Annotated in this window: 14 protein-coding genes; 4 read left to right on the top strand and 10 right to left on the bottom strand. The window is 53.4% G+C overall.

What is annotated here, in order from left to right:
- Positions 1-60: 60 nt before the first annotated feature.
- The 10 genes from ACTVJH_RS03410 to xerD all read right to left on the bottom strand — a co-directional run bounded on the left by ACTVJH_RS03410 (position 61) and on the right by xerD (position 11,632).
- Positions 61-510, bottom strand: a complete 450-nt coding sequence (locus tag ACTVJH_RS03410) for a hypothetical protein (RefSeq protein WP_455987478.1) — start codon at positions 508-510, stop codon at positions 61-63.
- Positions 494-3,133, bottom strand: coding sequence for a DNA mismatch repair protein MutS (gene mutS / locus ACTVJH_RS03405; protein WP_455987476.1), 2,640 nt, complete (start codon positions 3,131-3,133; stop codon positions 494-496). Before mutS ends, ACTVJH_RS03410 begins: the two co-directional genes overlap by 17 nt.
- A gap of 9 nt (positions 3,134-3,142) precedes the next feature.
- Positions 3,143-4,279 carry a tetratricopeptide repeat protein gene (locus tag ACTVJH_RS03400; RefSeq protein WP_455987474.1) on the bottom strand — a complete coding sequence of 379 codons (1,137 nt, stop codon included), beginning with the start codon at positions 4,277-4,279 and terminating at the stop codon, positions 3,143-3,145.
- A gap of 175 nt (positions 4,280-4,454) precedes the next feature.
- Positions 4,455-4,817: a LapA family protein gene (locus tag ACTVJH_RS03395; RefSeq protein ID WP_455987472.1), complete on the bottom strand. Its 363-nt coding sequence runs from the start codon at positions 4,815-4,817 to the stop codon at positions 4,455-4,457.
- A 189-nt stretch (positions 4,818-5,006) separates the two neighbouring features.
- Positions 5,007-5,510 carry an HIT family protein gene (locus ACTVJH_RS03390; protein WP_455987470.1) on the bottom strand — a complete coding sequence of 168 codons (504 nt, stop codon included), beginning with the start codon at positions 5,508-5,510 and terminating at the stop codon, positions 5,007-5,009.
- A 10-nt stretch (positions 5,511-5,520) separates the two neighbouring features.
- Positions 5,521-6,261, bottom strand: coding sequence for an amino acid ABC transporter ATP-binding protein (locus ACTVJH_RS03385; RefSeq protein WP_455987468.1), 741 nt, complete (start codon positions 6,259-6,261; stop codon positions 5,521-5,523).
- A complete protein-coding gene (locus tag ACTVJH_RS03380) occupies positions 6,248-7,042 on the bottom strand; it encodes an amino acid ABC transporter permease (protein ID WP_455987466.1) in 795 nt (264 codons plus the stop codon). The genes ACTVJH_RS03385 and ACTVJH_RS03380 overlap by 14 nt, the downstream gene beginning before the upstream one ends.
- A gap of 117 nt (positions 7,043-7,159) precedes the next feature.
- Positions 7,160-7,900, bottom strand: coding sequence for a basic amino acid ABC transporter substrate-binding protein (locus tag ACTVJH_RS03375; RefSeq protein ID WP_455987464.1), 741 nt, complete (start codon positions 7,898-7,900; stop codon positions 7,160-7,162).
- A gap of 106 nt (positions 7,901-8,006) precedes the next feature.
- Positions 8,007-10,670: a CBS domain-containing protein gene (locus tag ACTVJH_RS03370; RefSeq protein ID WP_455987462.1), complete on the bottom strand. Its 2,664-nt coding sequence runs from the start codon at positions 10,668-10,670 to the stop codon at positions 8,007-8,009.
- On the bottom strand, positions 10,667-11,632 hold the full coding sequence (xerD, locus tag ACTVJH_RS03365) for a site-specific tyrosine recombinase XerD (protein WP_455987460.1): 966 nt from the start codon (positions 11,630-11,632) through the stop codon (positions 10,667-10,669). The genes ACTVJH_RS03370 and xerD overlap by 4 nt, the downstream gene beginning before the upstream one ends.
- Before the next feature lie 207 nt (positions 11,633-11,839).
- Here xerD and ACTVJH_RS03360 point away from each other — a divergent pair, with 207 nt between their 5' ends.
- The 4 genes from ACTVJH_RS03360 to fsa all read left to right on the top strand — a co-directional run bounded on the left by ACTVJH_RS03360 (position 11,840) and on the right by fsa (position 13,693).
- Positions 11,840-12,025: a hypothetical protein gene (locus ACTVJH_RS03360; protein ID WP_455987458.1), complete on the top strand. Its 186-nt coding sequence runs from the start codon at positions 11,840-11,842 to the stop codon at positions 12,023-12,025.
- Positions 12,026-12,131: 106 nt separating this feature from the next.
- A complete protein-coding gene (gene folK, locus ACTVJH_RS03355; protein ID WP_455987456.1) occupies positions 12,132-12,674 on the top strand; it encodes a 2-amino-4-hydroxy-6-hydroxymethyldihydropteridine diphosphokinase in 543 nt (180 codons plus the stop codon).
- A 75-nt stretch (positions 12,675-12,749) separates the two neighbouring features.
- Complete coding sequence (locus ACTVJH_RS03350; protein WP_455987454.1) at positions 12,750-13,028, top strand: transcriptional regulator; 279 nt, start codon at positions 12,750-12,752, stop codon at positions 13,026-13,028.
- A 23-nt stretch (positions 13,029-13,051) separates the two neighbouring features.
- A complete protein-coding gene (gene fsa / locus ACTVJH_RS03345) occupies positions 13,052-13,693 on the top strand; it encodes a fructose-6-phosphate aldolase (protein ID WP_455987452.1) in 642 nt (213 codons plus the stop codon).
- The last annotated feature ends 125 nt before the right edge of the window (positions 13,694-13,818 follow it).

The following is a 13,818-nucleotide window of genomic DNA, read 5'->3' as shown; positions in this document are numbered from 1 at the left end:
GATATGAATCGGGATCATACCATCTGCGCACTGCGTACTGAGCACTGCGCACTCTTTTTTTTATTCCTTCTCCCCGACATACATCACCTTTGACGGAACCGGCTGCAGCGACGAATGCACGTTGTACCCGACGATGCGCCATCGAAAGCCCGTGGATTCGGAAAGCTGACAATAGAGCAGGGTCAGGGACGATCCCGTGCGGGTGATTTCGGGGTCATCCATTTCAAAGGCAAGGGTCTGCTGCGGCTGGAAGGGACAGGAGGGGCAGTCTTCATCGCTCGGGGCGAGTTCGAGTTCGACCCGGACCAGATTGCCATAGGCACCGGTGAGACCGGCCCGGATTTCCAGGCAGGTCTCCCTGGAGGTAAAGGCGATATCTTCCCATGCGAACCGGTCTTCTTCGGCCCGGGGCTCGGGCCAGAGCTTGAGTCCGCAACCTGCAGTCACGCAAAGCACAAGGATTACTGCGAAGGTACCGAACAATCGGTATGCATTAGGCGTTGTAGGCATCCTGTTTCCATTTGTTCAAGAGTGTCAAGGCCTCCAGCGGGGTGAGGCCGTCGATGTTCATGTCGCGCAATTCCCGGACAATGGGGTGGAGAGCGGAGGGTTCATATTCGGTTTCTTTGGCGGTCGGCTGTTTCGGGACCAATCCCGGCAGCATGGGTTCCCGGGTGGTTATCTCCCTGACCGCCTGTCCATGCTGGCGTTTGGAGGAGCGTTCCAGATGATCGAGTATCTCCCGGGCCCGCTGGACAACGGACATGGGAACCCCGGCCAGCCTGGCCACCTCGATCCCGTAACTGCGATCCGCAGGGCCCGGCACGAGGCGCCGCAGAAAGATGATCTCTCCCTTCCATTCCTTGACAGCGATGTTCATGTTCCTGATCTGGGGGATATCCCCCTCCAGGGCGGTCAGTTCATGATAATGGGTCGCGAACAGGGTCCTGATCCCTCCCTGCCGCCGGGCCAGTTCTTCGACGACCGCCCAGGCCAGGGAGAGGCCGTCAAAGGTGGATGTGCCCCGACCAATCTCATCCAGAATGATCAGGCTTCGTTTACCCGCCTGACGCAGAATTCTGGCTGTTTCATTCATTTCCACCATAAAGGTGGACTGACCCTGGGCCAGATTGTCCGAGGCCCCGACCCGGGAGAAAACCCGGTCGCACAATCCCAGGCAGGCCTTGTCTGCCGGGACCAATGATCCCATCTGGGCCATAATCATGATCAAGGCGGTCTGGCGAAGAACCGTGGATTTACCGGCCATGTTCGGCCCGGTGACCAGCAGGACCCTGCCTTCATCGGTCATGTGCAGATCATTGGGAATGTAATTGGCGCTTCCCTGGACAGCCTCCACAACCGGATGTCTGCCCCCGGTGATGGACAATTCCAGGCCGGTATGCAGTTCGGGAACCACCCAGGACCATCTGCGTCCTGCATGAGCAAGTCCCTGCCAGTAATCGATCCGGGCCAGAATGGCAGCCATGGCCATGAACCTATCGCGCATGGAAGCAACCTGTTCACGCAGATCCATGAACAGATTGTATTCCCGGGTCTTGCGCTTCTGAGCTGCGGACAGGAGTTTTTCCTCCAGCTCCTTGAGCTCCTCGGTGATGTATCGTTCGCTGTTGACCAGGGTCTGCCTGCGGATGAAATGATCGGGAAGGGTTTCTGTATGGGCTTTGCTCAGCTCGAAATAATACCCGAAAACCCGGTTGAACCCGATTTTCAGTTTGGGAAGATTGTTTTTCTGCTGTTCCCTGTCTTTGAGCGCAACCAGGGTGGATTCCCCGTGTTCGGTCAGTTCGATGAGCTCGTCGAGTTCGGTATCAAACCCCTGTTTGAAAAGTCCGCCCTCGGTAATAAGATGGTTGGGATTGTCGAGCAGGGAGCGTTGCAGAAGATCGTGCAAAGCGTCCAGATTGTCCCAGGCGGCAAGCATCTTTTTGAGCAGTCGAGGCGGAGAGGGGATTGTTCCGAGCAATTCCTGGATGGTGGGAAACCGGCTCAGACTCTGGCGAAGTCCGATAAAATCCTTGGGGGAACAACGGTTCAGATAGATTCTGGTACACAGCCTCTCGACATCATAGACTTTATCCAGTGCTTCGCGAACCTTTCCGGTCAAATCGGGATCATTGAAGAACAGACGAACAGTATCCTGATAGGCCTGGATGGGACCGAGTTCTTTGAAAGGCTGATGAAGCCGTTTTTCCAGAAGCCTCCTGCCCATGGGGGTCATGGTCTGATCCATGACATGGAAGAGGGTGCCCCTGCCCTTGCGACCGTCCATGCGGGTGAACAATTCAAGGTTCTTTTCGGTCACCTCGTCGAGCATGACTTGGCTGGAAAGATTCAGGGGCGAAAACGGGGCCAGACAGGTCAGATCCTGTTTCTGGGTCTGGGTCAGATAGGCGACGATAGCCCCGCAGGCCCGAAGAAGCATGGGCTTGTCCGCCAGATCGAGAGAATCGAGTGTGGCTACCTTCTGAGCGCGGAGTACCCTGTCACGGGAGCCGTTCGGGTCGAAATAGCCGGCGGTAGGCACATGGGTCACATTGGCCCTGATCTGACCATACTGGCTTGGAACCTGCGTTTCCCGAGGCAGGAGCAATTCCCTGGGCGCCACCTTGGCCACCCACTGCCAGAGAAAATCGGGATCTCTGGAAGCGAGCCCGGTCCATTCACCGGTGGTGCAATCGGCCCATGCCAGACCGCCGCCCTGTGTGTCATCCAGAATCATGGCAGCAAGATATTGACTCTCACCCTGCTCGTGGACCAGGTCTTCGACGATGGTTCCCGGAGTGAGCACACGGGTTACTTCCCGCTTGACCAGCCCCTTGGCCTCCTTGGGATCCTCGACCTGATCGCAAATGGCAATTTTATACCCTTTTTCAATCAGCTGTTTGAGATATTCGTTTTTAGCATGATGGGGTACGCCGCACATGGGAACCGGCTGCTCGGCATTGGGATTGCGCGAGGTGAGAGCTATCTGCAATTCCCGGGCAGCCTTTTGCGCATCTTCAAAAAAGAGTTCGTAAAAATCGCCCATGCGGTAGAAGAGCAGGGCATCAGGATACTCCTCCTTGATGCGCAGATACTGCTCGAGCATGGGGGTGAGTTTGGGTGTGTTCATACAAACAAATCAGTCGTTGAGGGATTTTCTGAATCGGATGGAATGCCAGGCCTGACATCTGGGACAGACATAGAAAATCTGTTCGCGCTTGAGCCCGCAATGAGAACAGACAAACCGTTTGACCCTTCTGGCCCGTTTGAGAAAAAATTCAAGCTGAACGCTGAACACAGGATTCTGAGATTGCTCCGGCAGAGAGAGAAGCAGGACCTCCAGTCGGGAGGGCCAGAAATCCGAGTCCAGAAACAGGGATTTCTCCAGCCAGGTTTTGGCCGCTTCGGTGTCTCCGGCCTGGATGTGCAGAAGGGCACCGTAGTAGTAGAGCAAAAGATCGTCAGCATAGGGTTCGATGCAGGCCAGGGCCTGTGCACAGGCTTCAGGATGGACATGATGTTCCTGGTCGTCCTGGGAAGTGCTTTTGAGGCCGTGCTGGATCAACCCCTCCAGGAGTACGAAACGGAGCTCTTTGGAGATGTTTTCCAAACCCGATTCAAGCCGTCTGCTGAAATGCTTCCAGTCGGCCCGTTCGTAATCCAGAAGCAGATACTCAAGCCATGCCTCGATGGATTGGGGATAGATTCTGATTGATCTGGACAGCCACTTGCCGGCTTCATCGCGTTCCTGGTTGGACTCGCCGGCAAGCAGGGAGCGGGCATGAAGAACCAGATAGTGGGCCTGTCCCAGAGAAAATTTAAGGGCGGCGCAGTATTTGGCAGCGGAGAGGAAATCATTGGTCCTGGCGGTCAAATCGACCATTTCCAGAATGATCGAAGGATCCTTGCCGCAAAGCTTCATGGCCTTCTCCAGGGCCTCCTGGGAACGATCCATGAATCCGGCCCGCTTGTAATCCTTGCCCAGCTCGAAATAGGCCCGCCCTTTGAAGTCGTTATCAAGACCCGGCCGGATGATCAGATTCTGGCGAATCTGAATGGCCCGTTCGAGTTCTCCCTGGGAACGGTACAAATTACCCAGGGCCAAATAGGTCTCGACGCTGTCGGAATTATTCTTGACGACCCGGCTCAGCTCTCCGATGGCGGCCAGGGTATCCCTGTCCGACAGGCCGTCTCCGAGTTCGAGCGGAAAAAGGGAACCATCCGCAGGTGATGGTTTTCTGGTGAACAGAGAGTGGATCGTGTTCCACAATGCCATAAGATCACATGACTCCGTCCGGAACTTCCCCCGGATGCGCGGGCACGGGGACCGGAATTGGGTTGGTCTCGGCAAAAAAGGGCACCTGCCCCAACAGAATCAGGGCAGGTGACGAAATGCATCCGCATGAACATCCCCGAGGAGATGGCAAGGAGCAATTCGTAAAAAAATCAGGCTATTGCTGAATGGATTCAGTATCAGTAGAGATCGTTTCCGTCTGATAATCAGATTCCTGAATGGGCATGTTTCTCAAGGAGTTGAGCTCTTCTTCCTGCTGCTGAATGGTTTTTCGGGCCGTACGCAGATCCTTGGACAACCGGACTTTCTCGCACATGAAGTAGAGCAAGGGCAAAATCGCTCCGGCCACAAAGGCGAGCAGGATGAGCAGATAGTGTGGAACCGGGGCACTGGTGGCCTTCCAGGAGAAAAGTCCGAGTTGAAGAGTGAGGGTCTGGACCAACACGTCTGTGTTCTGAACGAAGAAGAGCATGGACACAAAAAACAGGGCAACCAGACTCAGAACCTTCAGATAACGCATGCTAGTACTCCTTGCTGAAAACGGTTGATTGAGCGGGGATCGTAGTCGTCAGAACGGCCACGGTCAATGACAGGTGCTGATTTTCGTTGAGGTTGATCAAAGGATATACGATACAGGGTGCAAGATTGCTATCAAACTACGAGGTCATTCTTGAAATGTTCTCCGACAGTCGTGTAGGCGAAACGATGTTCAATCCGAGCTGTTGTCTTTTCCGAGTGCCTTGAACCGGGGCAGCAGTTTGTCATAGGCAACGTTGAGATGCTCCGAAACAACCATGGTCGAGGCATTGACCGCCATGAAGGAATGATCGCCCACCCATCGGGGTACGAGATGGAAATGAAGATGCTCCTGGATTCCAGCACCCGCTGCCTCGCCCTGATTCAGCCCGATATTGATTCCCTGAGGATGATAGACCCGGGTCAGGATTTCGCTGGTGATCCGCAGGTAGTCCATGACCTCGTGGCTTTCTTCGACCGTAAGATCTGTAATCGCATGTACATGTCTATACGGAGTGACCATAAGATGTCCACTGGAATACGGGAATTTGTTCATGATCACGAAACAATGTTCGGCCCTGTACAGGATGAGCCGTTCCCGGTCCTCACGAGTATGTTCGGGAAGACAAAAGACACAACTATCGGGTTTGGGTCCAAGAATATAGTCGATTCGCCAGGGAGCCCACAGCGTGTGCATGATCGTACTCCTAGAGGATCTGGCTTAAAAATTTCTTGGTTCGGGGATGCTCGGGATTATTGAAAAAATGTTCCGGGGTGCCCGTTTCCACGATCATGCCTTCATCCATGAAAATGACCCTGTCAGCCACTTCTTTGGCAAACCCCATTTCGTGGGTCACCACAACCATGGTCATGCCTTCCAGAGCGAGTTTGACCATGACATCCAGAACTTCACCAATCATTTCAGGATCAAGAGCAGATGTAGGTTCGTCAAAGAGCATGATTTTCGGATTCATGGCCAGGGCCCGGGCAATGGCCACCCGCTGTTGCTGACCGCCCGAAAGCATGGCCGGGTACACATCTGCCTTGTCTGGAATACCTACCTTGTCAAGCAGGGACATGGCTGTCTTTTCCGCTGTTGCCTGAGAAATCTTTTTCAGACGGATCGGTGCCATGGTTAGATTCTGGAGCACGGTCTTGTGCGGAAAGAGATTGAAACTCTGAAAGACCATGCCAAGTTCCTGACGAATGACATTGATATCGTTGTGCGGAGAATTGACATCCTTGCCGTCGACAATGATTGTCCCGCGATCAATGGATTCAAGTCGGTTGATGGAACGCAGCAGGGTGGATTTTCCTGAACCGCTGGGGCCGATGATGACTACTTTTTCCCCGGGATTGATGGACAGGGAGACGTTTTCCAGAGCCTTGAGCGTACCGAAAAATTTGTAGATGTTCTCTATGCGGATGATGGGATCAGTTGCGTTCATAATAATCCAGTTTGTGTTCCATGCGGCTTACGCCCTTTGATAGAATCAGGGTAATGACCAGATAGACCAGGGCTACCATAGTGAAGGCTTCGAAATAATAGAACGATTCGCTGGCGAATTCACGACCCCTGCGCAGGATATCCGCAACGGCCAGGATGGATACCAGGGAGCTGTCCTTGAGCAGGGCGATGAACTCGTTGCCGACAGGAGGTAAAATGGTCCGCCAGGCCTGGGGCAGAATGACCAGAAACATGGTCTGATGCCGGTTGAACCCGAGTGTTCTGGCGGCCTCGGTCTGACCATGATCAATGGAATCGATACCGGCCCTGAAGACCTCGCCCATGTAGGCCCCGTAGCAGATGGCCATGGCGATGACCGCGGCCGCAAGCGGGGGCAGATTGCTGAAAAGCTGAAATTTTCCCAAGGCATAATAGATATAGAAAAGCTGAACCAGAAGGGGAATGCCCCGGATGATCTCCACATAGGTGGATGCGATCAGATTGAAAAATCGGTTTTTGGAGAGCCGTCCGAGTCCAGTCACCAATCCGATGACAAGGGAGAGGAGGATCGAATACACGGTTACCTGAAAGGTGACCAGGATGCCGTCCGGAAGAAATTTGAGGATATCCAGATAGGGGTCCGGTTTGGTCATGCACAGGTAGGTGATGATCGTCAGGGCGCCGATAAAGGAAATCCACCAGGCACTGAACAACCCCCTGTCCTTGTTCGAAGGGATGGCTGCACCGTCACCGACATTGATGCTGATTTCTTTTTGGGTCATGGGAATGCCTTCATAAAATACTGTCGACCGGGGATATGTATGATAAACTGGCTTTGGCCGGAAAGGACAGGAAGCCGCATTTGCGGCTTCCTGTCTCCACTACATGGGAATATTCGATTATTCGGTGGGGAACCACTTCTTGAAGATGGTGTCGTACTCGCCGCTTTCCCGGACCTTTTTGAGCCCGTCGTTGATCAGGGCAAGAGTGTCCGAGTTGCCCTTGTTCACGGCAATACCCAGATATTCGGGTTCATCGGGAACAATGAGAAAAGCCAGGGTCAGGGAATCGATATAATTCTCGTTCTGCAAGGCATAACCCGCTGCAACCGCGTCGTCGCAGATGACCGCATCGATCCGACCGTTATTCAGATTCTCGATGGCCAGCCCGACTTCGTCGTATGATTCAGCCTGGGCACCCTTGATACGTTTGGAGGCAAAATAACCGGTGGTTCCGATCTGTGCACCGATTTTCTTGCCCGCAAGGTCGGCTTCGGTCTTGATACCCGCACCCTTCTTGGTGACAACCCCCTGCTTGACCTCGAAATAGGGATCACTGAAATCCATGACCTTTTTACGTTTGTCTGTAATGGATACTGAGGAGGCGATGGCATCGTATTTGCCCGCTGCAAGACCTGCAAAAATACCATCCCAGGCTGTGTTCTTGATCACAGCGGTGAATCCGGCTGCCTTTGCAATGGCCTTGACCAGATCAGGACAGAAACCAACAATATCCTTGTTGGCATCGACCATTTCCATGGGCGGCCAGGTGGCATCGGAAGCAAAGACGATGGTCTTGGCCGCGGCGACATTGGAAAGCAACAAAACAGCTACCATGGTGAGCAAAGCTTTTTTCATCATTGTGGGTGATCCTCCTCACAGAGTTGTGGTAACACAAAATGTGGTTTTTTAGGTTATTCCGGGTGGTAGGTCAAGAAAACCGAGCAGGTAGGGACACTGATTGTCATTACCCGATTGCCTGATCGGTGTTTTTCGCCATCTCTTCGGCCATTTTCAATTGCTCTTCACGGGTAAGGGATCCATTGTCCAATTTAGCAGCAGTCACCTCCTTGAGAATGCGGCCATAAATGGGCCCGGGAGCAATATCCAGATCCCGAAGATCCTTGCCCGTGATATCGATAGACTGGGTTCGAAGCTGGGTCAGGTAAAGAGAAATATGCTTGCGCATGGTCTCCTTGCTGCTTCTGGCCATGAGATAGAGAATGCCCTCGAGACAGAGCGGTTCGAGAATAAAGAAAAACTCACTTGCAGATCCCTGGTTCTGCTCCCACATAAAAAGGGATTCCACAGTCTTTTTGACTGCATGTCTGAGCTCGATAAGCAGTGTTGCTTCTTTCTTGGTCAGATTGAGCCTGCGAACCAGGATCTGAACCTGAGAATCATTGAAACCGGCGCACAGACCAAGCATATACACTACCCAGGGACGGGGAGAGGGTTCAAGATAGAGTAGTTTGTACCAGGCGACGACCTGTTCGATTTCCTCAAGGATCTGCTGCTTGGCAGGTTCCAGGGTCAAAAGGGGATGAACGGCCGCGAGGAGTTTGAACCGGTCCATCTCCTTGAGACAGGCAACGGGTTTTTTCTCCGCAAGCATGTAACGGATTTCCCGGAAGATTCGATTGCCCGATAACTTGTTAAAAATGTTCAATTCCACGGCATTTTTGATCAGCCGTTCGGTCTGCCTGCCGATGGAAAACCCGAACCGCTGGGCAAACCGGATGGCCCGGATGATCCGGGTCGGATCTTCCACAAAACTCAGGGAATGAAGGACCCTGATATTCTTGTTTTTGATATCCTTTTGCCCTCCGAAAAAATCTACCAATCGGCCAAACTCTTCGGGATTGAGCTGAACAGCCAGAGCGTTTATGGTAAAATCACGGCGAAAAAGATCCATTTTAATGGATGAGAGCTCCACCGTGGGCAGGGCGGCAGGGTATTCATAATACTCGAGTCGGGCCGTGGCCACGTCGATTTTTTTCCCGGATTCAAGAACGACCACGGCGGTCTTGAATTTGCGGTGTTCCCTGACGCGGCCTCCAAATTTTCGCGCCAGAGCCCTTGCAAACTCGATCCCGTTCCCCTCGACTACCAGATCCACATCAAAATTAGGGAGATAGAGGAGGATATCGCGGACAAATCCCCCCACACAATAGACGTTGACCTCCTTTTCCCGAGCCAGTTCTCCAACCTGAATCAGAAAATCAAACAATTCCCGAGGAAGTCGTTCTTTGAGCAGATGTTTGATCCGACGTTCCCGGTGTCGTTCAGGAATCAGCGTTTCCGGGATCCGGGCCGGTTCGCTGACAAGGGTATTGATGAGATCGGTACGAGTAATCACGCCGAAGATGGTTTTCTGGTCATCGAGAACCGGAACCAGCCGCTGTCCCTGTCCCAGAATAATTTCCATGACCGGATAGAGGCTCATGTCCAGGGTCACGCTCGCAAAATCCCTGAGCATGTATTCCTTGACAAGCACATTCCCGAGTTGGTGGATGAGCGCCTTTTCTGCAAGTTGATGCTCCAGAATACCCACGCAGATGAGGGTTCCCGGCTTGACCACCGGAATGGCTTTGAGCCCGTATCTGGTCATGACATCGGCTGCATGCTGCAGGGGCTTGTTCTTTTCAATGACCACCGCCGGGCTCGAACACAGGGTACGTACATTGATATCCGGGGTGATCTGGGAGTAGAGCAATCCGAAAAGTTCATCCTTGACCTGTTCCAGAGTTCTGTCCTTGATCGAAGCTGAAGCTGCGTAGGGATGTCCGCCCCCTCCAAGGGAGCTGCAGATGGTTCCCACATCCACTTCCGGAGTTCTGCTCCTGGCCACGACCTGAACCCGATCCTGCATCCTGCCCAGGGCGAACAGAACCCGGATGTTTTCCATTTCCAGAAGCTTGTGGGCCAGCAGGGCGAAGTCACCCACATAATGGTCCAGGGAGACATGGGCAACGACAACGTCGATTCCATGGATGGTGTGGGTGTTGGCCGATTCGAGCAGGCTGTTCAGGATGAAGATCTGATCGGCACTCAGTTCCCGATTGACCATGTCCGCGACCATATTGAAATCCATACCCTGATCCACAAGCCAGGCAGCTGCGTTCAGGTCATGGGAAGTGGTCGAAGCAAAGGTGAAATTGCCTGTATCTTCGTAAATACCCAGCCCCAGAATGGTCGCCTCGTCAGGGGAAAGCGTTACGTTCTTGTCCCTGAGAATGCGAGTCATGATGGCAGTTGCCGATCCCCATGGTCTGATATCATTGAAGTCCCCGTCCAGATCATCATCGGACGCGGGATGATGATCGTAGATGTGGATCTCAAGTCCTGGATTGTCCAATACCTGGGCCACATGGGAGATGCGGTCTCTTTGTCGGGTATCCACCAGGACCAGGCGGCGCACCGAGGAGAGATCGATCTGTTTGGCCGACTTGAAATTGAAAAGATAGGTGGCGCTCTGGATAAAAAAATTCTTGAGGTTGCGCTCCTGGGATCCTGGAAAGACAAGGGTCGCATCTGCATAGAGTTTTCCAGCCGCGACAATGGCGCTGAGCGCATCGAAATCCGCGTTGGCGTGGGAGGTGATGATGGTGTGGGCTTGTTGTTTGGTCATGATGAGGATCGGGGGTGATGCTTGTGGTGGATGTCCAGAAGCCGTCTGGTCTGCACGTGGGTATATATCTCCGTGGCACTGATGTCCGCATGGCCGAGCAGAACCTGGACGGTCCGCAGATCGGCTCCTCCCTCGAGAAGATGGGTGGCAAAGCAGTGGCGCAGGGTGTGGGGAGAGATCGTCTTGGTGATCCGGGCCTTCAGCCCGTACCGTTTGATCATTTTCCAGACCCCCTGGCGGGTGAGTTGATTGCCGGAACGATTCAAAAAGATGGCATCCTGACGCGGCGTGAAAAGCGCGGACCTGGTTGTCAGATAGCTGGTGAGCATGGTTGCCGCTGTTTGATTGAGGGGAACGATCCGCTCCTTGCCCCCTTTGCCCCAGATACGCAGGATGTCGGTCTGGGCGTCATAGTCAAGAGGGCGCAGGTTGGTCAGCTCGGACACCCTGAGTCCGGCCCCGTAGAGAACTTCCAGAATGGCCCTATCCCGGTGGCCCAGTTTTGTTCCCGTATCCGGGGCTTCCAGGAGCCGGGCGGTTTCCTCCTGGGTCAGCACATCGGGTATGGTCCGGGCGATTTTGGGATTGGACAGGATCAGGGCCGGATTCGTGGAAAGTATTCCCTGCTCGTGAAGATATGCAAAAAATCCCCGCAGGGACGCAAGGTGTCTGGCCAGGGTCTTGGCAGATCCTGTGCGATTCGACAAGTGGCGCAGGTAGACCAGCAGGATATTTTCCTCCACCTCATAAAGGGACATCTCATGGGCGTGAAGAAATTGGATCAGGGAATGCAGATCCGCCTGATAGGCGGCAATGGTTTTTTCGGCCAATCCCTTGACCACAATGAGATGTTCAAGAAACCGATCCACATTCTCCGGGTCGGTAGGGGCAGGCGGCACGATGCAGGCTCCGGTCAACAAGGGTTCGACTTCGACAATGATCGTGCCCGGATACACCTCCATGCTTGCAGGCACAAGCGGAAAAGGATACCTGATCGGAGTTGATTTGTTCGCATGGCCGGCTCCCTCGGAGAGTCAAACCGCCCGGACGGACCAGGCCGGCCATCATATTTCAGGTACTTGCATGAGAACAGATGTGCCATGGATACCCGGTTGTTCACCAAATATTTTCCGATCTTCCCTCAAGCGGTTTCATAAAAGGAGAATGGTATGGCCCATGGATTGACACCCGAACAGTTGGATGTTCTTTCCGCGTTTGCACAGGAAGAACCGCACAGGATGCAGAATCTGATCAATATTATCAAGGATGGTGGTCAGGATCTCACAGCCCTCAAGAATAAAATCCTGGCCATTCACCTGGACCGCCGCAAACGAGGAGTCAGCAGAACACGCTAATGCGGCCAAGCCGCAGTGTTAGGTTTTAAGTCTTAAGTTCAAGCAGTTATAAAATTTTCTTGTTTTTTATGGCAGACTTTCACGAGTAAGGTACTAAGAGCCGACAATGAATTTCCAGGCCACACGATATGTGAGCAGCCGGCCGACCTGTGCCTATATATCACTGGGTTCCAACCAGGGGGATGCGCGGGCCAATCTCTGCAACGCGTTGCGCGCCGTTGAAAATCTTGCCGGCATCACCTGCACGCTGGTCTCATCGGTCTACCTGACCGAGCCCCAAGGGGTTCGAGATCAGCCATGGTTCGCCAACCAGGTAGCCCAATTGCAGTGCGATCCGTTTGTGACTTCCAGCGGCCTGCTCCGGGCCCTGCTCGGCATTGAAACAGCGCAAGGAAGGGTGCGCATCCACAGGTGGGGGCCTCGGATCATCGATCTGGATCTTCTTTTGTTCGGCAACCTGACGACCAATGATCCGGAACTTATCCTGCCCCATCCCCGATTGAAGCAGCGAGCCTTTGTGCTCATCCCCCTGCTGGAAATCGAACCGGATCTGATCCTTCCCGATGGAACCAGGCCTGCCCATGCCCTGGATATGATTTCCTATACGGTTGACAAAAACATTATCCGGCAGGCTGATTCCGGCAATTGACAATTTTTTCCAAAAGCAACAAAGAAGACTAGGCAGTCAAAAAAGTTATTGTTTTACCTTAACAAAGGAAACAACATGCTGAAATTTTTAATTATCGCCCTTGCCGGATTTGTATTGTTCAAACTCCTGACCGGAGACAAGAAAAAAAAGGCTCAGGTCAAGACCAAGGAACACAAGGATCTTGCCTCTCATGGGGTTATGGTCAAGGATCCGATTTGCGGCACCTTTGTACCCAAAGATACAGACATCCGGGTCAAGAATGGTGAAGAAGTTCATTGTTTTTGCAGCTATGAGTGCCGGGATAAATATGTGGAGCAGCTCAAGGCCGGAAAGGATCCAAAATCCGTCAGTTGAACCCGCATCAAAAAGGGGGGGCCATGAAATTTTTTATCGACACTGCAAATCTGGACGAAATCCGCAAGGCCAAAAAACTGGGCATGGTCGACGGGGTCACCACGAACCCGAGTCTCATGGCCAAAGAGGCCGGCGATTGGCGTGAGGTGGCTGCAGCCATCTGCAGGGAAGTGGACGGTCCCGTGAGCCTCGAGGTCATTGCCCAGGACGCCGGGGGTATGATCGAAGAGGCAAAGGATCTGGTGGGTTTCGGCCCCAACGTGGTGGTCAAGATTCCCATGACCATGGAAGGGATCAAGGCTGTTCATGAATTGCACGCCAAGGACATTCCCACCAACGTGACCCTGGTTTTTTCGCCCCTGCAGGCGTTGCTCGCGGCCAAGGCCGGGGCCAATTACGTAAGTCCCTTTGTGGGACGGCTGGACGATGTGGGGCACGGTGGCATGGAGCTGGTTTCCCAGATTCTGACCATTTATGACAATTATATGTTCGATACCGAAGTGATCGTTGCCAGCGTGCGCAGCACGACCCATGTGCTGGAATCCGCCATGCTCGGTGCGCAAATTGCGACCATTCCTTTCAAGGTCATCAATCAGCTGGCAGCCCATCCCTTGACCGACAAGGGACTCAAGGCCTTTTTGGCGGACTGGAAAATGAAAAAATAACGTGCATAGTACGCAGTGCGCCAAAGTTCTCAGTACGCAGTGCACCAAAGTTCTCAGTGCGCAGTGCGCAGAATTTTATATCGAATTTTTGTCTGAAGGCCGGGACTGGTTGGGTGATTGAGAGG

Source organism: Desulfoplanes sp. PS50, assembly GCF_053851535.1.
Note: the sequence above shows the minus strand (reverse complement) of the source record. Positions and strands in the feature narration are given on the sequence as shown.